This window comes from uncultured Pelagibacterium sp. (assembly GCF_963972885.1).
In the GTDB taxonomy this organism is placed as follows: domain Bacteria; phylum Pseudomonadota; class Alphaproteobacteria; order Rhizobiales; family Devosiaceae; genus Pelagibacterium; species Pelagibacterium nitratireducens.
The window spans coordinates 1-24,011 of sequence record NZ_CAXAXY010000021.1 but is presented as its reverse complement, the minus strand read 5'-3'; the positions used below and the strand labels follow the sequence as shown (position 1 = coordinate 24,011).

Here is a 24,011-nt window from a genome sequence, read left to right as displayed (position 1 = left end):
CTATTGCACCAGGATTTCCTTGAACAGGATATTGTCCACGCTCGCCGGATAGACGGCGAGGTTGACGCGCCGCAGCAACTCTTCCTTGAGACGATAGAGCCCTGCCGAACCTTCAAGATCGGCGGGACGCAGCTCACGCAAATACACCTGAAAGGCATCGAGAACCCGCGGCATGCGCGGTTCGATCAACTCGATCATTGCCTCGTCGCGCACTTCCAGCGCCGTGCGCAGCCGCAGGAATGCGTCCGCACCGCCCGAGGTGTTGAGATTGACCATGATATCGGGGAGATCATAAAAGGCGGCCTCCGCGGCGACCTCGACCTCACCCCCATGGTCGGCACTGTCGCCGCCGCCCGATTGGGTCAGAAACCACCCACCTGCCCCCGCGACCAGCAACAGCACGGCAACGCCCCCGCCGATCAGCGCAATCTTGGGCAGCCCCTTTTTGGCGGGAGCTGCGTCCGATGTGGCGTTAACTTCTGTTTCGGTCACGTCGCTCATGCAGGCCTTCCGAATCCCCCGGTTTCAGGCGCTTTTGCCCTGTGCCCAGCTAATCCCCACAGGGTTAACGAATGGTTACGATTTGCCTAAGGGCGGCAAGTATTGCCGGGTAGATTTTTCCCCGTCGGCAAAGCCTTACCGCAAAGCCCATAACACCCGATCAATCTAACCCGTTGTTTTATATCGATTTATGAAGTTGGCACGCCACCTGCATTGTCTTTTGGCGAGACGCCCGGCCTGGGGAGGCAGGGCCCTCGAAAGATGTTAACGGGGAAACGCGCATGATCGAGAACGCGCAATTGATCGGCCTCTCGCGCCAGATGGCGCTGCAACGGCAGATGGATGTGGTGGCCAACAATCTGGCCAACATCAATTCGACCGGCTTCAAGGCCGAGGCGATCCTGTTCGAGGAATACGTCATGCCGGTCGCTTCCGACCGCAGTTTCCCCAGCGGCAGCCAGCAGCTTTCCTATGTCCAGGACTGGGCGACCATGCACGATCTCGCCGCAGGGTCCATGACCCAGACCGGCAATCCGCTCGACGTCGCTCTTGCCGGCGAAGGCTTTCTGGCCGTCGAGGCGCCCGAGGGCACCCGCTACACCCGCAATGGCGCAATGGAAATCAATTCCGACGGCGTGCTCGTCACCCAGAACGGCTTCCCGGTGCTTTCCGATGGCGGCAACCCCATCGTCTTTGGCGCCGGGGAAACCGACATCGCCATAACCGCCGAGGGTGAAATCACATCGAGCGCCGGCAACAAGGGCAGCCTCGCAGTCGTCGAGTTTGAAAACCCCCAGGAACTGACCCGCACAGGCGACACCATGTTTGCCGGCGGCACCCCGCTGGCGGTTTCGACCACCCGCGTCGTCCAGGGCGCGCTCGAGCGCTCCAACGTCTCGGGCGTTGGCGAAATGACCGAAATGATCCGGGTGACGCGGGCCTATTCCTCGCTCGCCGACCTCATGAACAAGCAAGACGAATTGCGCCGTTCCGCGATCCAGCGGCTTGGCGATACCCAGGCCTGAGCCAGCCAGCGACCGACATAAGGACAACACCGATGAAAGCTCTCTACATAGCATCGACCGGCATGGCCGCCCAGGAGCGCAATGTCGAAGTCATCTCCAACAACATCGCCAACATGCGCACCACCGGGTTCAAGCGCCAGCGCGCCGAGTTCCAGGATCTGCTCTACCAGTCCTACCGCCGCGCCGGCGCATCGACCTCGGAAGCGGGCACGCAGGTTCCCGTCGGCATCGAGATCGGCTCGGGCGTAAGGGTTTCGGCCACCGCCCGCATCATGAGCCAGGGCAATGTGGCACCCACCGAAAAGGAAAACGACGTCGCCATCCGCGGCGAGGGCTATTTCATCGTCAACATGCCCGACGGGCGCACCGCCTACACCCGCGACGGCACCTTCGAGCGCTCGTCCACCGGCATGCTGGTGACCGTGGACGGCTATGAGGTCGAACCCGGCATCATCATTCCCGAGGATGCCACCTCGGTTTCGATCAGCCGCGACGGCATCGTCGAGGGGTTCTTTAACGGCGGCACCGAACCGGTTCAGCTTGGCCAGTTCCAGATGGCGCGCTTCGTCAACAAGGCGGGCCTGGAATCGATGGGCGACAATCTCTTTCTCGAAACCGCCGCATCGGGCGAGGCCCAGATCGGGGTGCCCGGCGCCGAGGGCATGGGCGACCTCCTCCAGGGATATCTCGAAAGCGCCAACGTCAACGCGGTGACCGAAATGGCCGATCTGATCTCGGCCCAGCGCGCCTACGAAATGAATGCCCGCGTCATCTCCGGCGCCGACCAGATGCTCCAGGCCACCGCCCAGCTTCGCTAAACACCTGACAAAGGGGGTAACGACGATGTTTGCTTCACTTCTCAAACGCACCGGTATCGCAATCGTCCTCGGCGCACTGGCCGGCGCGGCGCAAGCCGAGCCGATGCTGCGCGGCGATGTGACCGTCAACGCCGCCATCGTCACCGTGGGCGATCTGTTCGACGGCGCCGGACTGATGGCCGAAACCGCCGTGTTCCGCGCCCCGGCCCCCGGCACATCGGGCATTCTCTCGCTCCAGGACATCGCCTCGGCGGTTCAGGCCGCCGGCATCGAGACATTCGAGCCCGCCGGGTTCGACCGCATCCGGGTGGCCCGCGTCGGCATCGATGTGCGCCAGGAGATGCTCTCGGACCTGATCGCCCAGGATCTGCAATCGCGTGGCATCCTCACCGCCGGCATGGACATGGACATCGCGCTCGACGCGCCCCTGCCCGATCTCATCGCCGCCAACACCGAAACCCCCGCCGCGCTGACCATCCTGCGCTACATGCCCGGTTCATCGAGCTTTTCCGCCCGCTTTGCGGTGGCCGGCATCGATCGCCCGCTCGACGTTTCGGGCCAGATTCAGTTGATGATCGCCGCGCCCCATCTCGCCCGCACCCTGCCGCAGGGCACGATTTTGGGGCCCGACGACATCGAAATGCGCATGGTCCCACTCGCCTACGCCGAATCCACCGGCCTGGTGTCCGACGAGGAAATCATGGGCATGGCCCTGCAGCGCCAGACCCGCGAAGGCGTCATGCTCAAGCCCTCCGATATTGCCGCGCCCGAAATCATCTCGCGCAACGATTCGGTGACCGTCGTCTTCCAGCAAGGCGCGCTCACCCTCACCACAACCGGCAAGGCGCTCAATTCCGCCAGCCTGAGCCAGCCGGTATCCGTGCTCAACACCATGACCAACAAGGTTCTGCAGGGCGTCGCCACGCAGAACGGCACGGTCACGGTCTATTCGGGCCCCCAGCAACTCGCCGGGCTCTGATCTTCACGCTCGGGACTTGGGGAAGTCTCGGTCACCGGAGCGTTTCCAGAAGAAGTCGATACCGGTTCTTCGGTTCGGAAACGCGACCACTGAAAAATTACGGGGAATTTTGAAATGAACGCACTTCTCAAACTCGCAACGGGCCTGCTGCTCGTTTCCACGCTCGGCGCCTGCGCCACCACCGACCGATTGGCCAATGTCGGCCAGGCTCCGGCCCTGACCCCCATCGTCGATCCCACGGTCACCGCCGGCTATCGTCCGGTCACCATGCCCATGCCCGCCGCCGAGCCGGCGACCTACCAGCCCAATTCGCTGTTTTCGTCCGATGCACGCGGCTTTTTCAAGGATCAGCGCGCCGCCAAGATCGGCGACATTCTGACTGTTATCGTCACCATCGACGACCGCGCCCAGATCGGAAACACCACCACCGCCACGCGCTCTTCGTCCAACGAAGCCGGGCTGGGTGGCGCACTGGGCTCGATCTTTAACTCGGTCGCCCCGGCCGACGTTTCCGCGGATGCCGCCATCGGTACCAATTCGGGCGTCTCCAACGCCGGCAACGGTTCAGTCAACCGCTCCGAACGGGTCACCACCCAGGTCGCCGCCGTCGTGACCCAGGTGCTGCCCAACGGCAATCTGGTCATCGAAGGCCGTCAGGAAGTGCGCGTCAATTTCGAGGTCCGCGACCTGATCGTGGCCGGCATCGTGCGGCCCGAGGATATCGGATCGGACAACACGATTTCCTCCACCAAGATCGCCGAAGCCCGCATCGCTTACGGTGGTCGCGGCCAGATCACCGACGTCCAGCAGCCCCGCTACGGCCAGCAGATCCTCGACGCCATCCTCCCGTTCTAACCCCGGAAGGGAGGCACACCACGCCTCCCAACCCTCCACGGTCATCCCGAACTTGATCCGGGATCCAGTATCCCCAGCGCCGCCTTCTCCCTGGCGCTTCAGTCCCCAACCGCCTGCCGTTCCCCAAATTCGCGGCAGCCGGTTAACCGGCCCGTCTTCCCCGTTGGGCCGACCCAAAAGGCGCTGCTCCCCGCAGCGCCTTTTTCATCTCTCTTCCCCCCTCACCTCCCCACCACCGTCATCCCGGCCTTGAGCCGGGATCCAGTACTCTCTGTAAGCCCTAACCTCTCCGTAGTCCCTCTCCCCCTCGCCGCCAAAATCCTCTACAACCCTGCCGACACTCATCTGCCCGGAGCCTCCCATGTCCTACGCCGATCTCGAAACCCTCGGACGCAAGCTCGAATCCATTGAGCACGCTATCGCCATCCTCTCGGCGGACGAGGCGACCAACATGCCGGTCGGCGGCGGTGAAAAGCGCGCGGAATCGGTGTCTTTCCTTTACGGGCTGCGTCACGAAACGGCGACCGCGCCCCAGATCGGCGACTGGATCGCAAAGGCCGAATCCGAAGACCTCTCCGACGACCAGAAGCTCGCCGTGCGCGAATTCAAGCGCGTTTACACCAACGCCACCTGCCTGCCCGCCGATTTCGTGGTGCGCAAATCCCAGGCCGAAATACGCTCCGAGCAGCTCTGGCGCGATCTGCGCGCCAAGAACGATTGGGCAAATTTCGCCCCCGCCCTCGAAGGCGTCGTGGCGCTGGCCCGCGAGGAAGCGCAGATGCGCGCCGATGTGCTGGGGCTCACCCCTTACGACGCGCTGATGGAACAGTTCGACCCCGGCAACCGCGTCGCCGATGTCGCCCCGGTGCTCGAAAAGCTCAAAGCCTTCCTTGTCGATTTCGTGCCCCAAGCGCTCGATGCGCAGCAAGGCCGCTACGCCAGCCGCCCCGCCAAATCGGTCGAGGGCCCCTTCCCGATCGAAAAACAGCGCGAGCTGGGCCTTTCGATGATGGGTGCGCTCGGGTTCGATTTCACCCATGGCCGGCTCGACGTCTCTCACCACCCCTTCTGCGGCGGCGTGCCCACCGATGTGCGCATGACCACGCGCTACAGAACCGACGAGTTCCTCACCGCCCTGATGGGTGTTCTGCACGAAACCGGTCACGCACTGTACGAGCAGGGCCTGCCCAAGGATCTTTCGCATATGGCCGCCGGTCAGGCGCGCGGCATGGCCATGCACGAAAGCCAGTCGCTTTTCGTCGAACAGCAGCTGGCCCATGCTCCCCAATTCTGGCGCTGGGCCATGCCCATCGTGTCCCAGCATCTCGGTGAAGATGCGCTTAGGGGCTGGGAGATCGAGGACGTCGTGGCCGAGGTCAACAAGGTCGAACGCGGCTTCATCCGTGTCGATGCCGACGAGGTGACCTACCCGCTCCACATCATCTTGCGCTTCGAGCTCGAACAGGCGCTGATCGGCGGCGATCTCGAAGTGGTCGACCTGCCCGAGGCCTGGGACGCAAAAATGACCGAGTATCTGGGGCTTTCGACAATCGAAAATCCCAAGGACGGCCCCATGCAGGACGTCCATTGGCCGGCCGGCGCCTTCGGCTATTTCCCCAGCTACACGCTGGGCGCCATGCTCGCCGCCCAGCAATGGCAGGCCATCGAAAAGGCCCGCCCCAACGTGCTCGATGAAATCGCAAAGGGTGACTTTTCCGGCGTCAACAAATGGCGCAGCGACAACATCTGGTCGCAAGGCTCACGCTATTCGACCCCCGACCTCATCGAACGCGCCACGGGCTCGACCCTCGATCCCGACATTTTCATCGCGCATCTCAAAAAGCGGTACGGGTAGCAGCGCCCAAGTGCTGCGCGCCCTACTCCCCACCCGGTCACCCCGGCCTTGAGCCGGGGTCCAGTACACTCTGCATTGGTGAAGGAACCTGAGCGCTGCCGGTTACTGGATCCTGGGTCTTCGCCCGGGATGACGACAAAGAGAGGATCGGCCGCCGTTCGCGCTAAAACGGCACACTCGCCCCGACGCTGATGCCCGCATGCCCCGCAACCGACCACGCCCGGAGCGGCCCGGTTTGCGGGCCGCCGGCGCTGCCGAAGGTCACCCCGCCCAGCCCCAGTTGTCCACCGGCAAAGACGCTGGCCGAAAGCTCGGCGCCCTGCTCGGTTTCATAGCGATAGGTGGCCTCGGCCAGTCCGCCCACCGTGGCCAGATCGTAAAAGATGTTGGGCACGCTCCCCAGATCCGCCAACCGCAGATAATGGCTGTCGGTAACCCCGAGATAGCCGCCATTGACCTCGAACCGCAGATCGATGGTCTCGGCCTCCGAAATTTCATTTTCCAGCCACACGCCCAGCCCGGCCGAAGCCGAAAACAGATCGTGCCCGATCACCGTGACGCTGGATGCAATCGGACCGCTGGGACAGGCAGCACCGCAGCGCAATCCGTCCATGCCATAGCGCTCCAGCCCAAACCCGCCGGTCAGATAGGGGCGCACGACCATATCGTTCCAGACCAGCGTCCCATCGGTCGGCAATCCGTACCGCAGCGCGACACTGCCGCCATTTTCAAGGGTGATGTCGCTGAAGGTTTCCGAATAAAGCGCCTGCCCCGCCTCGTAGTCGCGATCCCCGAACGTACCGCCCGCCGCGATGGGGAACGCAGCGATCAGATCGAACCAGCCTTCCTCTCCGCGCCCGGTGAGAGAAAATTCGATATCGGCCTGATAGAGCGGCTCATAGCTCAGGATCGAGGTGGGCTCGCCATAGCTCGCCATCCCCGAACTGCCCGGTGGCGTGAGATGGGACGCGTCGTGATTGAGCGAAAGATACCCCGCGCTCAGCCGCACCTGCGAGCCGACCGATATATCCATCGCGGACGCCCCGGTGGCAAAAGCCGCCGTAAGCGCAATCGTGATCGTCGTGAAAAATGTTTTCGAGCCCATGGCACCAGAAAGCGTCAGCATGGCTTTCCTGTCAACCTGCGCGGCTTGACTTGTGGTGTTTAGCGATTAATTTGGCGCCGAACTGCAACAGGAGTGCTTCCAGGATAAGTGGGCTCCACTTATCCGGTTCGGAAGCGCGACCAACAAAGACTTGGAGCATTTCGGCGATTCCAAGAAGCGCCGAAACGCTCCAACAGGATGTGTGCCCAAATGGATTTTCTTCCGACAGCAAACCGCAATTGCCTCGGAACGGAATCCATCTATGCCCGCACACATCACGCTATCGCGCTTAAGCTTTTCAACGCCTGACGGCACGCAGCTTTTCTCCGATCTCGATCTCGCCTTCTCCCGCCAGCGCACCGGCCTTGTGGGCCGCAACGGTGTGGGCAAGTCGACGATCCTGGGGCTGATCACCGGCGCGCTGGTCCCGCAATCGGGCAGCGTCACCATCGATGGCACCATCGGGTTTCTGCGCCAGTCGCTTAAGCCCGGCCCGGGCGAAACCATTGCCGATCTGTTCGGCGCCACCGTCCAGATCGACATTCTCGCCCGCGCCGCAGCCGGGACGGCAAGCGCCGACGAGTTGGCCGATGCCGACTGGACGATCGAAGCCCGGCTCGATGAAGCCCTCGCCCGCTTTGCCCTGCCCGCCGCCGCCGATACCGCGCTCGAAACCCTCTCGGGCGGCCAGCGCACCCGCGCCATGCTGGCTGCGCTGGTGTTCGCCGATCCCGATTTCCTGCTGCTCGACGAACCCACCAACAATCTCGATCGCGATGGCCGCGATGCGGTCATCGATCTTCTGGCCAAATGGCGCGGCGGCGCCGTTGTGGTCAGCCATGACCGCGAATTGCTCGAAACCATGGACGCCATTGTGGAACTGACCAGCCTGGGCGCCACGACCTATGGCGGCAATTATTCTTTCTATCGCGAACGCAAAGCCATCGAGCTGGCCGCCGCCGAACACGATCTGGCCAGCGCCGAAAAGCGCACGGCCCAGGTGGAAAAAAAGGCCCAGCTGACCCGCGAGCGCCAGCAGAAATCCGATGCCGCAGGCAAGCGCAAACGTTCCAAGGGCGATCTGCCGAAAATTCTCCTCAACGGACGCAAGAGCGCCGCCGAAAATTCGGCGGGCGAAAACGCCCGTCTTGCCAGCCGTTTACGGCAGCAGGCGGAATCGGACGCTCAGGCGGCCCGCGACAAAATCGAAGTACTCCAGCACGTTACCATAGCAATGCCGCCAACCGGTCTGCCCGCCGGAAAAAAGGTGCTGACCCTCGACGCCATTTCAGCCGGCTACGATCCGGCTGCCCCGGTCCTCAAGGATGTCTCTCTCGCCATCGCCGGCCCCGAGCGCGTGGCAATCACCGGCCCGAACGGGTCGGGCAAGACCACTCTTCTCCGCCTCGTTACCGGCACTCTCGAACCGTTCGCCGGGGCTGTCAGTGTGCACGTCCCCCACGCCCTGCTCGACCAGCAGGTGTCCGTCCTGGACCCGCAAAAGACGGTGCGCGACAATTTCCTCGCCCTCAATCCGGCGTCCGACGAGCAAGCCTGTCGCTCCGCTTTGGCCCGCTTCAAATTCCGCGCCGACGCCGCGCTGAAAATGACCGCATCGCTCTCGGGCGGCGAAACCCTGCGCGCCGGCCTCGCCTGCGTTCTGGGCACCGCAGCCCCGCCGCAATTGCTGATCCTGGACGAACCGACCAACCACCTCGACCTCGAATCCATCGAGGCGGTAGAAGCCGGCCTGCGCGGCTATGACGGCGCCCTGCTCGTCGTCAGCCACGACCGCCCCTTCCTCGACGCCATAGCCATCACGCGGGAGATGGCATTGGCCTGAAACGGCAAACGGCCCGCTGAAGTTTTCCTTCAACGGGCCGCCGCAAACGATTCAAAAGATTCAGCGATCAGTCGTCGCGATAAACCTTCTCGCGCCGCTCGTGCATCTCCTGGGCCTCCAGACTCAAGGTCGCGATGGGACGGGCGTCGAGCCGGGCCAGACCGATCGGCTCGCCGGTCTCCTCGCAAAAGCCGTACGAACCGTCCTCGATCCGCTTGAGCGCCGAATCGATCTTGGCGATCAGCTTGCGCTGGCGGTCGCGGGTGCGCAATTCGAGCGCACGATCGCTTTCCGAGGACGCCCGGTCAGCCATATCGGGGTGGTTGGTGCTTTCTTCCTGCAGGTTCTCGAGAGTCTCGCGACTTTCGCGGAGAATCTCGTCCTTCCAGGCATTGAGCTTCTTGCGGAAATACTCGCGCTGACGCGCATTCATGAACTCTTCGTCCTCGGAAGGACGGTAGTCGTCAGCAAGGGCCTCGACCGACATCGTTAAGACTCACTCCCCTTGGCAACAGGTCGCCGCTTATATAGTGGGGTCAAACTTATCGGGCAAACGGAAAGTGACCGGCTCGTTAACAACACCGTGAGGTGCCGCAAACGGGTCACAGCATCAGGTTTCGGGATAGCGTCCCAGCTTGGCGAGTTCGACCCGCACCCGCAATTCGATATCGGCCACGATGGCCTCGAGCTCCGGATCGATCTGCGCCTTGGCCTGCTGCAGCAGGGAGATGGCCCGGTTGAGCCGTCCTTCCCCGACCTGCCCGATCAAAAGATCGGCCTGAATGTCTTCGAGCATGTCGAGCAGGGAGTTGGCGCGCTTGACCGCCTTGCGGCGCCCGGTGGTCGCATCGTCCGCCGCCTGCAGCGCCAGCAGCGCATCGATCCCGCCCGCCGCGATCGGCGCCGAGGTCTGGGCGCTGCGGCCCGAACCCTGCCCCGATTCGATCTGGAATGCAGGCCCGGACGATTTCGCAGCGGTACCCGGCCGGTTCGTGGTGATGATCCGCCCTGTTCCGTCGATCCGCATGTCTGGCCCGATTGGCTCGTGGTTAATCGATTGCTAACCGGCAGATTTTGCCCAGAGGGGTTAATTTACCCTTAACGGCCCGGCAAACACTGCCCATCGCCAGCCGTATCGCGAACCATCAATTCAGATAATTTCCAACAAAAACAATCGATTAACAGGAAGTGCCCGTGCTTGGCACGCTTTTCGCTCTATTACCCGTGAACAGCGGCACGCCATCGTGGGGACGAGGGCACGCCGCCCGGAAACGGGGAATCGGACGAAAATGAAAACAGGTTTGTTTCGCACCACATTGGCAATCGCCCTCGCCGCCGCACTGGCGATCACCGGGACGCTTCCGGTGCTTGCCGCACCGGCCCGCATCAAGGATATCGTCCAGATCGAGGGCGTGCGCGACAACCAGTTGATCGGCTACGGGCTGGTCGTGGGCCTCAACGGCACCGGCGACAGCCTCAACAATTCGCCCTTCACCCGCCAGTCGATGATCGCCATGCTCGAGCGCATGGGGGTCAACACCCGCGGCGAGACGATGCGCACGGCAAATGTTGCCGCCGTGATGGTCACCGCCAATCTGCCGCCCTTTTCCACGCAAGGCTCGCGCCTCGACGTTTCGGTCGCGGCCATGGGCGATGCGTCCTCGCTCCAGGGCGGCACGCTTTTGGTCACGCCCCTGCTTGGCGCCGATGGCGAGGCCTATGCCATTGCCCAGGGCCCGGTGCTCATCAACGGCTTTTCGGCCCAGGGCGAGGCCGCGACAGTGGTTTCGGGCGTGCCCACCACCGGCATGGTCTCCTCGGGCGCCCTGATCGAGCGCGAGATCAATTTCGCGCTCGGCGCCCAGCACTCGGTGCGCCTCTCGCTGCGCAACCCCGATCTCACCACCTCGCGCCGCATCGCGCTGGCCATCAACGATCTGATCGGCCTACCCGTCGCCATCCCCACCGATCCGGCCAATGTACGGGTCTCCCTGCCCAACAATTTCAACGGCAATATCGTCGATCTTCTCACCGACATCGAACAATTGGTGATCCAGACCGATCAGGCGGCCCGCATCGTCATCAACGAAAACTCGGGCATCATCGTCATCGGTCGCGACGTGCGGGTGTCCTCGGTCGCCATAGCGCACGCCAATCTGACCATCTCGATTGCCGAAAACCCCGAGATCGTACAGCCCGAACCCTTCACCGACGGGGTGACCGCAGTCGAGCCGCGCACGCAGATCAACGTCAACGAAGACGGCACCCAGCTTGCCGTGGTTCCGGAATCGATCTCGCTGCAGCAGCTTGTCGACGGGCTCAATACCCTGGGCATCTCTCCGCGCGATCTGATCGCCATCCTGCAGGCCATCAAGGCGTCCGGCGCGCTGCAGGCCGAAATCGAGGTGATCTGATGGCCGTTACCCTCAACCCCGCTTACCAGTCCCTGCCCGGCTACGCCGATCTGCGCGAAAAGGCGTCCGAACTCGAAGGCGTGTTTTTGAACACCCTCGTTTCCGAAATGTTCAAAGGGCTGGAAACCGACTCCATGTTTGGCGGCGGTTACGCCGAGGAAACCTGGCGCGGCATGATGAGCGAACAATACGCGGCCGAAATGGCCCAGGCCGGCGGCATCGGCATTGCCGACCAGATGGTCGCCGCCCTTATCGAAACACAGGCCGCACAGCAAAGCGCGCCTCACCTGTCATCCATGGGAGCTTACACACAATGACCGCCGCCGATCGCCTCATGGCGCTTGAATCTCTGGACGCAGAATCCCTTTGCGCCCGCGCAGAAACCGCGCTCGGTGCCCTGGTCGAGGTCATGAACCGCGAAACCACCTATTTGCGGGCCGGCCATGTGCGCGAGGCCACGGCGCTCACCGGTGAAAAGACCCAGCTTGCTCAGGACTACGTGACGCTGGCCCGCGCCATCCAGCGCGCCGCGCCGCGCCTGAAGGCCGAGGCCCCCATCCGCATCGACGCCCTGCGCCGGGGCCATGAGGCGCTGGCCACCCAGATGGCCGAAAACCTTCGCGTCCTGGCCACCGCCCGCACCGTGACCGAAAACCTGCTCTCGGACGTGGCCCGCGCCGCCGGCAACACGGCCAAGCCCAAGACCTACGGCGCCGCCGGCCAGTCCCCCAAGCCTTCGGCTGAATCCATGAAGGGCCTTTCGATCAACCGGGCGCTGTGATCGCGGCCGAACATTCCGAAATGATACGATTTTCATAAAACACCACACCCCTGCTTAATCCGCCCGAGAGCCTTTGCGGCACATTCTGCCCGGCAGTTTTTGCCGCATCGGTCAGGGGAATGGTTAACAGGTGACAGGGTTCATCCCACCACAGCAAGGCCCGTTGGGGATCGCAGCAGCCGTCGCACGACCGGCTGAACGGCCCTCGGCGCCACCGCCCCATCGCATCCGCGATTCCGCTGGCGCAAGCCTTGGCCAGCCCCTGCCCAAACGCCCGACGCCCAACCGCCAGAGTCGGAAAAATCCTCAGGATAATCAAGCGCTTGAGGGCACTGTCTCGTCGGCTACCCTGCTCGAGACGAGCCTGATCGCATCGACCCTGGTCAACACCGGAACCGAGCCCGGAGCCGCCCTGGTTCTGCGGTCCGCCCCCTGGCAACCGCCACACTCGAGCCTCACGCTGCGCGACCGCTCCGTCTAGCGCAAAAGGTAAATTTACCCCTTAACGATCAGACTTTGTTAACCATTCAGTAGCACTTGGCATCGCACTGTATGGTTAACGCGCTCCTAACAGGGAGTGATTCTGATCATACCAAGCGACGACGGGGGTTTTGGCCATGTCTGATGTGACGCTATCGAAGGCGGTACGTTCCAACCTTCTGCACCTTCAAAACACAGCCAAGATGATGGACTCCACCCAGGAGCGTCTGGCAACGGGCAAGAAGGTCAATTCGGCCCTGGATAACCCGACAAACTTCTTCACTGCAGCATCGCTGAACGGGCGCGCTGCCGACATTGGCACCCTGCTCGACGCCATGAGCAACGGCATCCGCACCATCGAGGCAGCCGACAACGGTCTGTCGGCGATCACCAAGCAGATAGAGTCGATGCAATCGACATTGCGTCAGGCCCGGCAGGACAATTCGTTCAAGACCGAAAGCTACACGCTCAACATGGCGGCCGCGCCCGTCGGCACCGAAGTGCTCAATTTTGCCGGGGGCGCCCTGCCCGATGGGACCGATTTCGACGTCGACCTGACCGCATCGCGCTCCGAACTCGCCGCCGGCGCCTACACCCCGGCCGGGGTCGATCTTTCCGGTGCGGGCGATGCGGTCGGATTCGATATCGCCGTGCACGGCGGCGACCCGGTCGCCATTTCCGTCACCAATGCCGATATCACCTCGCCCGGCGCCGTCGCCGATCCCACGGCTGTGACCGCCGACGAAATTGCGGCAATCATCAACGCAAAGCTCGACAACGCTGGCATCGCCGCCGCCGCGACTGTCGATGGCGGCGATCTGGTGCTCACAACCGACGCCTTCGCCGGCAGCAGCAGCGCCGGTATCGAGATTTCCAACTTTGCCGAAACCGCCACCGCAGGCACCACGGGTATTGCCAACGGAACAGGCACATCGATCGGCACCCGCGCCCGCACCGTCGACGACATGGTGACCGCCATCAATGCCAACGCCGATCTGGACGGGTTCGTGCGCGCATCCAATGACAACGGCAAACTGCGCATCGAGAACCAGTCGACCAGCCCACTCACCCTGACCGGGCTCACCAATGGCGAAATGACCGGCGGGATCGGCGAGTCCGAAATCGAGGGCAACGACGTCCGCTCCAGCCTTGCCCGTCAGTTCAACGATCTGCGCACCGAACTCGACCGGCTCTCGGAAGACGCCTCGTTCAACGGCGTCAACCTCCTGCGCGGCGACCAGCTCAAGATCGTCTTCAACGAATCGGGCACGTCAACCATCGAAATTCAGGCAAAAAATGCCAAGGGCGAGCCCCGCGCCATCAACGTGGCCAATCTGGGCCTGCTCGAGCTCAGCCCCGAAGATCTCGACCTCAACGATGATATCGATGCCCAGCTTGCCAACCTGCAGAACGCGCTCAACGAGGTGCGGGCCCAGGCATCCGATCTCGGTTCGACCCTTTCGGTGGTCCAGAACCGCGAGGATTTCACCAAGCGCATGATCAATACGCTGGAAACCGGAGCGGCCAATCTCACCCTCGCCGATACCAACGAGGAAGGCGCCAACCTTCTGGCGCTGCAGACCCGCCAGCAGCTCTCCCAGACCGCGCTCAGCCTTGCCAGCCAGGCCGATCAGGCGGTTCTGCGCCTGTTCGGCTAACCGCACCGACATTGGAGATGAACAAGGCGGGCCTCGGCTCGCCTTTTTTTATGCGTGTATGTCGGATGCACCAGCGCGCTTTAACCGTTCTTTAGAAGATATCGCACAGTGTCTGGCCAGTCGTCTCAGGAAGAGGCGCTCTGAAATTGCATAAATCCTAGAAGGGGATTTCCATATGTCTGACGTAACGCTTTCGAGCGCCGTACGCACCAACCTGCTCTCCCTCCAGAACACCGCTGACATGATGTCGACGACCCAGAACCGTCTGGCGACCGGCAAGAAGGTCAACTCGGCTCTGGACAACCCCACCAACTTCTTCACTTCTTCCGGTTTGAACTCTCGCGCCGGCGACATGAACGCCCTTCTGGACGGCATGGCCAACGGCATTCAGACCCTGGAAGCCGCCGATAACGGCCTTACCGCAATCACCAAAACCCTCGAATCGATGCAGTCGACCCTGCGTCAGGCCCGTCAGGACAAGTCTTTCCAGACCGCGTCCTATACGATTGCCGATGATGCATCCTTCGCTTCCGGTGAAACGATCGACTTTTCGGGCGGTGCCGTTGGCGATACCCCGGTCGAAGTCAATCTGACCAAGGCCGTGTCTGGCTCGCAGACCGGTGCCGGTACGTTCGCAGCCATGCAATTTGATGAAGCTGGCGACTCGCTGAGCTTTAATATCGCCGTGGACGGTGCAGCAGCGGAACCAATCACCATCGAGCAGGCCGACGTAGCGGCCATCGGTAATGGCGATAACACCATCGATAGTGTCGATGAACTCGCTGCGGTGGTCCAGGCAAAACTGGACGCAGCCGATATCGCGGCCACTGCATCCAATGACGGTGGCAACCTCGCCATCACGTCCAACTCTGCGGGCGCGGACTCCTCGATCGCCATCACCACCTTGGCTGTTGGCAACGGCACCACGAACGATATCGCAACCACTGACAGCGGCCTCGACACCCTGACGACAGTTGCCGGTGCTGCAGACGGCGGCGATACCAAGACCGTTGATGAACTCGTTTCCGAGATCAACAACAACGCCACACTCAATGGTGCTATTCGCGCGTCCAACGACAACGGCAAGCTTCGCATTGAAAACCAGTCGACCCAGGATCTGAGCGTCGATGGTGTCTCGGCAGACGGTGCCCTTGACGGCACGTCTTCGGGTGCCAACACCATCGAAGGCAATACTGTCCGCGCCGGCCTGGCCGACCAGTTCAACGAACTGCGCGATCAGCTCGACAAGATTGCAGACGATGCTTCGTTCAACGGTATCAACCTGCTGCGTGGCGACAATCTGCAGATCACCTTCAACGAGACCGGCACGTCGGAAATCAACATTCAGACCGAAGGTGGCGAGACCATCAACTCGGGCAATCTGGGTGTTCCGACCACGCTCGAAGCCTCTGACCTCGACAGCGACACCAACATCGACAACGTTCTGGCCGATGTGAAGACCGCGATCAACGAAGTCCGCGCTCAGTCCTCGTCCTTCGGTTCGAACCTGTCGGTCGTCGAAAACCGTCAGAACTTCACCAAGAACATGATCAATACGCTGGAAACCGGCGCGTCCAACCTCACCCTGGCCGATGCCAATGAGGAAGCCGCCAACCTTCTGGCCCTGCAGACCCGTCAGCAGCTGTCCTCGACCGCTCTGTCGATGGCTTCGCAGGCCGATCAGGCCGTGCTGCGTCTGTTCTAATGAACTGACGGCTCCCAGAACGGGGGCAACCATTGCGGAAAAGGGCGGGCCAGAAGGCCCGCCCTTTTCTTTTGTCCCACCCCTCTTCATAATCACCCCAAATTTGAAGGGGATACGAATCATGGCGCTCAAGGTCGAGCTCAAACCCGGCGAAAAACTGATCGTTGGAAGCTGCGTGATCACCAATTCCGACCAGCGCACCCGCCTGTTCATCGAGGGCAAGGCTCCCATTCTGCGCGAAAAGGACATTCTGTCCGCAGCCACCGCCGATACACCCGCCAAGGCCATCTATCTGGCCATCCAGATCATGTATGTGGAAGGAAATGTCGACAAGCTCACCAAGAGCTATTTCGAACTCATCAATGAAATGGTCCGCGCCGCGCCGTCCACTTTGCCTTATATCGACGCCATAAATAATGAGATATTAACCGGCGATCTCTACAAAGCTCTCAGGGCTGCAAAAAAGCTTATCGAATACGAAGGGGAGTTGCTGGGCAATGCAACATCAGGGGGCACTCGCGTATCAAAGGACCGCGCAACAAACGGCGAGTCCCAGAGATCTTGAGGCCAACCTTCTGGCCCGTCTTGCTTCCCGTTTGCAAAACATCCGCGACACCTGGCCCGAGCATTACGACCAGCTCGAAGAAACCCTCAACAAGAACCGCAAGGTCTGGTCCATCTTCGTTCAGGCCGTGACCAGGGACGACAGCCCCCTCCCCCAACCCATCCGCCAGAACATCGCCAATCTCGGCATCTTCGTCATGGGCCAGACCTATGAGCTGCTCGCTGGCGCCGACCCCGCCAAGCTCGACGCGCTCATCAACATCAATCGCCAGATTTCAGCCGGCCTGCGCAGCAAAGGCTGAACCGGCGCCCATCACTGAAATGAAAAAGCCCCGGTCGATGCCGGGGCTTTGTTTTTGCATCCGCTCACGACGCGCTCTTAAAGGTAGTTCACCAGCGAAAGCTGGCTGGCCATCGCCGTGGCCTGATAGCTCGCCTGAAGCTGGGTCTGCAGCGTCAGCAGCATCATCGCCACCTCTTCCTTGGGCGCTTCGGAAATTTCCGCCAGCATCGTTTCGAGCTGCGCCCCATATTGGGAATGGCGCTCCTTGACGGTGTTGACCGTCGAAGCGGCGATGCCCAGCTCCATGGTGATGACTTCGATTGCTCCGGTCTGGGCATTGTTGTCTTCCGACAGCCGCGAGCGCTGGATATCGACAAGCGCATCGTAGCGCCCCGCATTTTCCTCATCGAGCGGAGACAGCTCTGAAACCGAGAACACGGCCAGTCCCTTGATGAGCTCCACAAACCCCTTTTCATTGGCCTGCACGCCATATTGGGTCTTGGTGCTCTCGTCGATATTGGCCGAGACCGTCTGGCGCGGATTGGTGCTGTCCTGCCCGTTGTACCAGGCATTGGCGTTGGGATCCTGGGTCTCGCCCATGCCGTTGAAGAACCCGTCCGCCGCCGCATAGGTCGAGGACGAGCGCAGGTCCGTCTTGGTCAGATTTTCGAGCTTGCCGGCAATCGCCGCATCGAGATTGGCCGCTGTCTCGTCGGCATCCGCCCCGATGGCAAAGCCGCCTTCGGGCACCGGATCGGTATCGGTCGCCGTAAACGTCAGATATTGGACGGTCTCGCGGTCATGGGGAAAGGTGACCCCGATGGTGACCGTATCGCCCTTTGCCGGCACGCCGCCCGCGGTGATCGTGGCGACCTGTTCGGCATCGGGCTGCAGCGGATCGACCGGCGCAGCGGTGCCGGTTATCGCGGTTCCCGTGGTGGTCACCGAAGCGATCTTGAACCCGAAATCATGGTCGCCATCTTCGGTCAGCGTGATCGTATCGGCCGCCAGCGCCTGATCGATCCGACCCGAATTGCCCGCCACGGTTCCCATATCCTCGCTGTTGCGGTTCTCGGTGTAGCGCACGAACCCGTTCGGCCCGTTCATGATGTCCTCAAAGCTCGACACCGGCTTGGTATCGGACTTGTTGCCCCCGAAAATGAACTGCCCCGTGATATCTGTATTGAGGACGTCGATGACCTCCTTGAGCAGATTGGTGGCCTGGTTGCGGGCGTTGGTGAGATTGATTCCGTCGGTGCCATAGGCGTTGGGCACCGCCAGGTCCCGGGCCGACCCTTCGATCTCGTCGAGCCGCTCCAGCCCGTTGGTGTAAAAGCTCATCCGGTTCTCGACGGTCAGGATATTGGCCTGATAGCCCTCGATCCGCGACAAGCGGTTGCGCAGATTGATGTCGTGGACGCGGTCGCTGCCCATCTCGGCCAGCGTGTTGTAGCGGTTGCCCGTCGCCAGTTGCAGCTGGAGGTTCTCGAACTGCTTGCTCATCTTGGATATGGTCGAAAGCGTCGAGGACACCGGATAGAGCGATTTGTTGATGATCGTCATGAGACCTCACATGGCCAGCAGGGCGTCGATCAGTTCCTGAACCGTCGAAACCACGCGTGCGCTTGCCGAATAGGCGTTCTGGAGTTGCATCAGCCGCGCCATCTCTTCATCCACGTTCACGCCATACTCGGCGCTCATGCGCGTGGTGATCGATTGCAACGTATAGCTGACAGCCGAACTTTCCGACTGGGCCTTGGAAACCACATTGCCCTGATGATTTATCATCTGGCCGATGAGATCGGTGACCTTGCCCGAAAGCCGCACCCCGCCATCGGAAAGCGCGGTCATCTTGTCGGAGACAAATTCCATCGATTTGAGATTGTCGAGCAGGAATTCCGGCCGTGTCGCGTCCCCCAGCGATACCCCGCTCGCATACTGCACAAGCTGGGCCGGATCGGAGATCAGCGCCGTGTTGATTGCAATCCGCCCGGCAAACCCGCGCTTCTGGCCATTGCCATCGAGCGAATTGGTAAACGACTGGTCGCGGGTATCGACGAAGAGATTGAGCGCGCCCGCACCGTCCTGCGTTCCGGTCACGCTGATCTGGGAGGACATGGCGCGCATGTCGGCACTGTCGATGGACAGAACGCCGCCGGCATCGCCGATGACCGCCGTTCCCGGCAATTCGCCCGCCAGCGCCGCGGCGATCGCCGCAGCCGGATCGCCGCCCGAGATATCGACCCCGATAACCCGCTCGCCCTTGGCGTTGGGCGTAGCGAGCGGCAGATTGGCCGCATCGCCCATCGCCACGATCCGAACGGAACGGTCGGTCGTGCCGTCATTATAGGTCAGGGCAAGCGAATTGCCCGATTGCATGCCGGAAAGATCGAGTTCGTAGAGATCGGGCGTCAGTTCGTCAGGCTGTGCCACCGTGGTGACGGTGTTCATCGCCTGGGACAGGCCCGCGGCAATCTCGTCGAGCTGGTCCTGCATGTTGACCAGCGTCGTGTCGCGCAGCTCCAGAAGTCCCGCGATGCGCCCCGAAGACAGCAATTGCTGCCCGGCCAGGTCGATCTGCAGCCCCGAAGGGGTGCGCAGGGTCAATTCCCCCACCCCGTTCTTGGCCGGGTCGGGATCGAACAGCGAACTTGAATTGAGCCCGCCCCCCGAGCGGAACCCGAACTGGGAGGCCTCGACGTCGAGAATGCCCACCCCGCTTTCGGTCATCAGCGCCACGGTGCCGTCGGTCCGGTATGTGGCCCGCACGTCGACCAGCTCGGAAATCGAGGCGACCAGGCGGTCGCGCTCGTCCATCAGCGAAAGCCGCGCCTGCTGATCCTGGGAGATGTCGAGAATGCGCACATTGACATCGGCCAGCGCCGTAAGCTGCCGGTTGAGCTCGGACACGCTGTTGGAAATCTGCTGCTCGGCCTCGACCCGCATCTCCTGGACCGCGCCGGTCAGGGTGTTGAGCTGCCCAACGATCTGCTGAGCGGCGTTGAGCACGCCGGCCCGTGTCGTTACGTCATTGGGGTTGGTGACCAGCGCCTGCAGCGCGTTTTCCAGCCCGCCATAGAGCGTATCGAGCGAATTGGCATCGCCCGGCTTGCCCAGATGCATCTGCATCCGGTCGAGAAAGCTTGTGCGCACATCGTGATAGCTGGCCGATGAAACGGCCACCAGATGCTGCTTTTCCAGCGCTTCGTTGAACGCCCGCGACAGGGTCGAGGCGCGAACCTGCGCGCTCGTCCCATAGGCGGTTTCCTCGATGACGATGGACTGCCGGTGATAGCCCGGCGTTCCCTGATTGGCGATGTTGCGCGAAACGACATCGATGCCCCGCTGGCCGGCATTCATGCCGCCCAGTGCATTCGATAGCGTCGAACTCAATCCCATCGCATCAACTCCGTCTTAAAGGCCAGTGGCACGGCGCTGTTTGGGTGAGGGTGCGGCGAAAATGGTTGTTTCCGAGAACCGGAGCGGAGCGTACTTTTTGTACGTGAGCACCGGAAGCGCAGGAAATAGCCATTTGCAGCCCACCCTCACCCAATCAGTCATCGGATCATGTTAAGGGCTTCTTGCAGCATCTCGTCAGCCGTCGAGACGATGCGGGTACCCGCCGAATAGGCCTGCTGGGTCACGATCAGCTTGGTGAACTCTTCGGAGATGTCGGTGTTGGACGATTCAAGAGCACCGCCGGTGATACCGCCATCGGTGGAAAGGATTGCTTCGCCCGACGCGGCCGTGGCCGAATAGATGCCGCCATCAAGGCGTTTCAACTGGTTCTCGGCGTTGAAATTGGCCGTGACAAGCTGGAAGATTTCGATCTGCTCGCCATTGGAATAGGTGGCGACCACCCGGCCACTGTCGTTGATGGCAACCGACATGAACGAACCGGCGGGGTACCCGTTCTGGTTGAGCGTCGAGACGGCGGCCCGGCCATTGGCGTTGTCGAACTGGGTCAGTCCGCCCGAACCGAGGTCGATCTCGACATCACCCACCTCGGTCCCGTTGATGGTAAGGTTCGGAAGGTTCAGTCGCAGTGGCTCTGTCAGAGACACCGAAGCGCCGCCCTGCGTCTGAAGCACGCCATCCTCGAAGGTGAATTCACCATCGGGAACTTCCGACCATGTCTGGGGCTCGCCGTCGCTCATGTAATAGAGGCGCCAGGTATCGGGCTCGTTGGAAACCTTGCCCCAGCGCATCTGCACGTTCACCGACGCACCATTGGGGGCATAGACCGTGATCGCCCCGCCTTCGACCGAGCGCCCGACGAAGTCGGAATTGGTCTCTGGCGCGTCGGGGACCGGCTGAGAGGCAACGCCGGCGATGGTGCCGGTACCGCCAATGACAATGTTATGGTTGGTGTTTTCGGCGGTGATCTGCAGGCGCCCTTCGGAGTCCAGAGACGCCGTCGCACCGGGAACCGAGGAGTTGACCCAATCGATCAAGTCCTGGACCGTGGTCCCGTCCACGCCCTCCACGAACGTCTCGACCGCCCCGCCCCCGACCGAAATCGTGAACTGGTCGCCGCCCGCCCATCCCAGGCCCGGCGCTGCGCCCTGAAGCGTCTCGGTGCCGTCCATGTCGCCGGCGGACGAAAGCGTCGTGGCGAAATCGGCGGCCAGCCCCACGGCGGGAGTATCGGGCAGGTTGACCTCGTAAACGATGCGCTGGGTCGCCTTGGCCGGGATCAGCCCGTTGGAAACCTGCACCATTTCGGGCACCGAACCCGCAACGTTGCCCGTCGTGGTATCGATGGGCACGCCCTTGAGATAATAGCCCGCGCCATTGCGCAAAAACCCTTCGCGATCCATCTCGAAATCGCCGCGACGGGTATAATAGCTCGCATCGCCGAACACGGAATTGCCATCGGACGTACCGGTCTTTTCCGCGACAACGAAAAACCCCGACCCGTTCAGCGCGACATGGGTACCGGTCGAGGACGTGATGATGTCGCCGCGCACATCGTTTGTAGAGCGCGAATAGGACAGAACCGCGCCGGGCTTCTGCCGGCCGACCGCCGCATCGGGGATAAGGTCGATGAACCCGGTTTCCATGCGCTTGTAGCCGGTGGTTTGCGAGTTGGCGATGTTGCCCGAAATGTTCTCGAGCGCGAACGACTGCGCCGCCATGCCCGTAACGGCCGTCGACAATGCCCCATAGATACCCATTTTACTCTCCGTCGTACGAGCAACCCCAACCGGGATCGCGACAGCCCAAACATGTGCACGCCAAGCACGCGCATTCGCAAACAGGTGATGCAAGAGAAGTGCCAGACTCCGGAACCCTTGATTTTGCTGGATTTTCTTCGATACCGACGACCGTCGAAAGCACATCATCGGGAAATTTCAGCCGCCCACCCGGCAAATTTTTCCCTCACCCTCCGCTGCCATGCGCCCCCGCCACCCTCGTTCCATACACGCCCCGCCACCCTCGCTGCCTCCCCGCCACCATCATCCTCCCGCCTCCCCACCACTGTCATCCCGGGCGAAGACCCGGGATCCAGTACTCACCAGCGTTGGTGATTTCTCTCCCGGGGCGGGAGTGCCCTGGCCCCCGCATCAAGTCCGGGGTGGCAGGCCGAGGTTGAGGGCAGACCAGCGAATGACTGGACGCCCGCGCCATAAAAATCTAAGCAGCATGTTCTGATTTTCTTGACTTTGACCGGACCAGCCCCATGCTCTTTTCCAGCCCCGATCAATTCCGCGCGCTCCCCCGCAAGGCCGTCACGGTCTTCGGCATGGCCGGCGTGGGCAAGACGCGGTTGGGCAACATCGTGCGCCGGGCCGACTGGTTTCATTTCTCGGTCGATTTCCGCATCGGCACGCGGCACATGGGCGAGTACATCGTCGACAATTTCAAGCGCGAGGCGATGAAGGTGCCCTTCCTTGCCGAACTGCTGCGCTCGGATTCGATCTCGATCCAGTCCAACATTTCCTTCGACAATCTCGATCCGCTTTCGAGCTATCTCGGCACGCCGGGCAATCCGGCCAGGGGCGGGCTGACCTTTTCCGAATACCAGCGCCGTCAGGAACAGCACCGCGTGGCCGAAATCTACGCCCTGCTCGACGTTCCCTATTTCATCGAGCGCGCCAAGGCGCTCTACGGTTATGACGATTTCCTGTGCGACACCGGCGGTTCGCTGATCGAGGTGCTCGACCCGCACAATCCAGAAGATCCCGTGGTCAAGGCTTTGACCGACACCACGGCCCTACTCTACCTGCGCGGCACCGAGGGCGATGCCCAGCGCCTGATCGACAGGTACAAGGCCAACCCCAAACCCATGTACTACCCGCCCGACTTCCTCGTTGCCAAATGGGACGAGTTCAAGCGAGAAAACGGCGTCACCCACGATGACGACGTCGATCCCGACGCTTTCGGCGTGTGGGGCTTCGAGGCCCTGCTGCGCGACCGGCTGCCGCGCTATCAGGCGCTGGCCGACAATTTCGGCTATCAGGTCGACGCGTCCGAGCTTTCCGACGTGCGCGACGAAAAGGATTTCATGGAGCTCATGTGCAGGGCCATCGCCAATCGTCTGGCGGTGGCCGCAGAATAATAGGACTGCACTTATATAAGAGTTTACTGAAAGACATCCCAAAATGCCAATCCGCATTCCCGACCAGCTTCCCGCCCGCGTCACGCTCGAAACCGAGGGCGTGGTGGTCATGGACCAGTCCCGTTCGGCGCGTCAGGACATCCGCCCGCTCCAGTTCGGCCTGCTCAATTTGATGCCCAACAAGCAGCGCACCGAAACCCAGTTCGCGCGCCTCATCGCCTCCACCCCGCTCCAGATCGATCTCACCCTGGTCCGGGTTGCCGACCCGCTATCGAAAAGCACGCCCGAGGATTATCTCCAGAACTTCTATTCCACCTGGGAGGACGTGCGGGCCAAAAAATTCGACGGGTTCGTGGTCACCGGCGCCCCCATCGCCAACATGCCGTTCGAGGACGTGCGCTACTGGCCCGAAATGCTCGAAATCATCGATTGGACCCAGACCAACGTCCACCACACCATGTTCATCTGCTGGGGTGCCCAGGCCGCATTGCATCACCTGCACGGCGTCAGGCGCTATCGCATGGAGCAAAAGGCGTTCGGGGTCTATCGCCACAAGGTGCTCGACACCCGCCACCCCTTCCTG

Annotated in this window: 23 protein-coding genes; 16 read left to right on the top strand and 7 right to left on the bottom strand. The window is 62.0% G+C overall.

Annotation, left to right across the window (positions count from 1 at the left end; all coding sequences use genetic code 11):
- Positions 1–501: a flagellar basal body-associated FliL family protein gene (locus AACZ55_RS05770; RefSeq protein WP_339644090.1), complete on the bottom strand. Its 501-nt coding sequence runs from the start codon at positions 499–501 to the stop codon at positions 1–3.
- Between the two features lie 281 nt (positions 502–782).
- On the opposite strand from AACZ55_RS05770, the gene flgF reads away from it, so the two are divergent.
- From flgF to AACZ55_RS05745, 5 genes are all read left to right on the top strand, one after another.
- The gene (gene flgF / locus AACZ55_RS05765; RefSeq protein WP_339644088.1) at positions 783–1,526 is read left to right on the top strand and encodes a flagellar basal-body rod protein FlgF; all 744 of its coding nucleotides are present in this window, start codon (positions 783–785) and stop codon (positions 1,524–1,526) included.
- 32 nt (positions 1,527–1,558) lie between these two features.
- The gene (flgG, locus tag AACZ55_RS05760; protein ID WP_338610125.1) at positions 1,559–2,344 is read left to right on the top strand and encodes a flagellar basal-body rod protein FlgG; all 786 of its coding nucleotides are present in this window, start codon (positions 1,559–1,561) and stop codon (positions 2,342–2,344) included.
- Between the two features lie 25 nt (positions 2,345–2,369).
- Positions 2,370–3,323: a flagellar basal body P-ring formation chaperone FlgA gene (flgA, locus tag AACZ55_RS05755; protein WP_339644086.1), complete on the top strand. Its 954-nt coding sequence runs from the start codon at positions 2,370–2,372 to the stop codon at positions 3,321–3,323.
- Positions 3,324–3,437: 114 nt separating this feature from the next.
- Positions 3,438–4,178: a flagellar basal body L-ring protein FlgH gene (flgH, locus tag AACZ55_RS05750; RefSeq protein WP_339644085.1), complete on the top strand. Its 741-nt coding sequence runs from the start codon at positions 3,438–3,440 to the stop codon at positions 4,176–4,178.
- Positions 4,179–4,539: 361 nt separating this feature from the next.
- The gene (locus AACZ55_RS05745; protein WP_339644083.1) at positions 4,540–6,033 is read left to right on the top strand and encodes a carboxypeptidase M32; all 1,494 of its coding nucleotides are present in this window, start codon (positions 4,540–4,542) and stop codon (positions 6,031–6,033) included.
- A gap of 163 nt (positions 6,034–6,196) precedes the next feature.
- Here the strand turns inward: AACZ55_RS05745 and AACZ55_RS05740 are convergent, their stop codons facing one another.
- Positions 6,197–7,159, bottom strand: coding sequence for a hypothetical protein (locus tag AACZ55_RS05740; RefSeq protein ID WP_339644080.1), 963 nt, complete (start codon positions 7,157–7,159; stop codon positions 6,197–6,199).
- Positions 7,160–7,400: 241 nt separating this feature from the next.
- Between AACZ55_RS05740 and AACZ55_RS05735 the strand changes: the two genes are divergently transcribed.
- Positions 7,401–8,981: an ABC-F family ATP-binding cassette domain-containing protein gene (locus tag AACZ55_RS05735; protein ID WP_339644077.1), complete on the top strand. Its 1,581-nt coding sequence runs from the start codon at positions 7,401–7,403 to the stop codon at positions 8,979–8,981.
- 67 nt (positions 8,982–9,048) lie between these two features.
- Here AACZ55_RS05735 and dksA read toward each other — a convergent pair whose 3' ends face one another.
- The gene (gene dksA / locus AACZ55_RS05730; RefSeq protein WP_338610117.1) at positions 9,049–9,468 is read right to left on the bottom strand and encodes an RNA polymerase-binding protein DksA; all 420 of its coding nucleotides are present in this window, start codon (positions 9,466–9,468) and stop codon (positions 9,049–9,051) included.
- Positions 9,469–9,591: 123 nt separating this feature from the next.
- The gene (locus AACZ55_RS05725) at positions 9,592–10,008 is read right to left on the bottom strand and encodes a flagellar assembly protein FliX (protein ID WP_339644072.1); all 417 of its coding nucleotides are present in this window, start codon (positions 10,006–10,008) and stop codon (positions 9,592–9,594) included.
- A 262-nt stretch (positions 10,009–10,270) separates the two neighbouring features.
- Here AACZ55_RS05725 and AACZ55_RS05720 point away from each other — a divergent pair, with 262 nt between their 5' ends.
- From AACZ55_RS05720 to flaF, 8 genes are all read left to right on the top strand, one after another.
- The gene (locus AACZ55_RS05720) at positions 10,271–11,395 is read left to right on the top strand and encodes a flagellar basal body P-ring protein FlgI (protein WP_338610114.1); all 1,125 of its coding nucleotides are present in this window, start codon (positions 10,271–10,273) and stop codon (positions 11,393–11,395) included.
- Entirely contained in the window at positions 11,395–11,712 is a 318-nt protein-coding gene (locus tag AACZ55_RS05715; RefSeq protein WP_338610112.1) for a rod-binding protein, read from the top strand. Before AACZ55_RS05720 ends, AACZ55_RS05715 begins: the two co-directional genes overlap by 1 nt.
- Positions 11,709–12,176, top strand: coding sequence for a hypothetical protein (locus AACZ55_RS05710; RefSeq protein WP_338610110.1), 468 nt, complete (start codon positions 11,709–11,711; stop codon positions 12,174–12,176). The genes AACZ55_RS05715 and AACZ55_RS05710 overlap by 4 nt, the downstream gene beginning before the upstream one ends.
- 130 nt (positions 12,177–12,306) lie before the next feature.
- Positions 12,307–12,657, top strand: a complete 351-nt coding sequence (locus AACZ55_RS05705; protein WP_339644067.1) for a hypothetical protein — start codon at positions 12,307–12,309, stop codon at positions 12,655–12,657.
- Positions 12,658–12,793: 136 nt separating this feature from the next.
- Positions 12,794–14,314 carry a flagellin gene (locus tag AACZ55_RS05700; protein ID WP_339644065.1) on the top strand — a complete coding sequence of 507 codons (1,521 nt, stop codon included), beginning with the start codon at positions 12,794–12,796 and terminating at the stop codon, positions 14,312–14,314.
- A gap of 175 nt (positions 14,315–14,489) precedes the next feature.
- Positions 14,490–16,019, top strand: a complete 1,530-nt coding sequence (locus tag AACZ55_RS05695) for a flagellin (protein ID WP_339644062.1) — start codon at positions 14,490–14,492, stop codon at positions 16,017–16,019.
- Positions 16,020–16,140: 121 nt separating this feature from the next.
- On the top strand, positions 16,141–16,584 hold the full coding sequence (gene flbT, locus AACZ55_RS05690) for a flagellar biosynthesis repressor FlbT (RefSeq protein ID WP_339644059.1): 444 nt from the start codon (positions 16,141–16,143) through the stop codon (positions 16,582–16,584).
- Entirely contained in the window at positions 16,517–16,885 is a 369-nt protein-coding gene (flaF, locus tag AACZ55_RS05685; protein WP_338610100.1) for a flagellar biosynthesis regulator FlaF, read from the top strand. Before flbT ends, flaF begins: the two co-directional genes overlap by 68 nt.
- 77 nt (positions 16,886–16,962) lie before the next feature.
- On the opposite strand, the gene AACZ55_RS05680 is transcribed toward flaF, so the two are convergent.
- The 3 genes from AACZ55_RS05680 to AACZ55_RS05670 form a co-directional block, all read right to left on the bottom strand.
- Positions 16,963–18,429 (bottom strand): hypothetical protein, encoded by a 1,467-nt coding sequence (locus tag AACZ55_RS05680; RefSeq protein WP_339644055.1) that lies wholly within the window; start codon positions 18,427–18,429, stop codon positions 16,963–16,965.
- 6 nt (positions 18,430–18,435) lie between these two features.
- Positions 18,436–20,265, bottom strand: coding sequence for a flagellar hook-associated protein FlgK (flgK, locus tag AACZ55_RS05675; RefSeq protein ID WP_339644052.1), 1,830 nt, complete (start codon positions 20,263–20,265; stop codon positions 18,436–18,438).
- A 158-nt stretch (positions 20,266–20,423) separates the two neighbouring features.
- Complete coding sequence (locus AACZ55_RS05670; protein WP_338610095.1) at positions 20,424–22,043, bottom strand: flagellar hook-basal body complex protein; 1,620 nt, start codon at positions 22,041–22,043, stop codon at positions 20,424–20,426.
- Positions 22,044–22,549: 506 nt separating this feature from the next.
- Between AACZ55_RS05670 and AACZ55_RS05665 the strand changes: the two genes are divergently transcribed.
- The gene (locus AACZ55_RS05665) at positions 22,550–23,428 is read left to right on the top strand and encodes an ATPase (protein ID WP_339644048.1); all 879 of its coding nucleotides are present in this window, start codon (positions 22,550–22,552) and stop codon (positions 23,426–23,428) included.
- Between the two features lie 43 nt (positions 23,429–23,471).
- A partial coding sequence (locus AACZ55_RS05660; protein WP_339644045.1) for a homoserine O-succinyltransferase occupies positions 23,472–24,011 on the top strand: 540 nt, incomplete at its 3' end.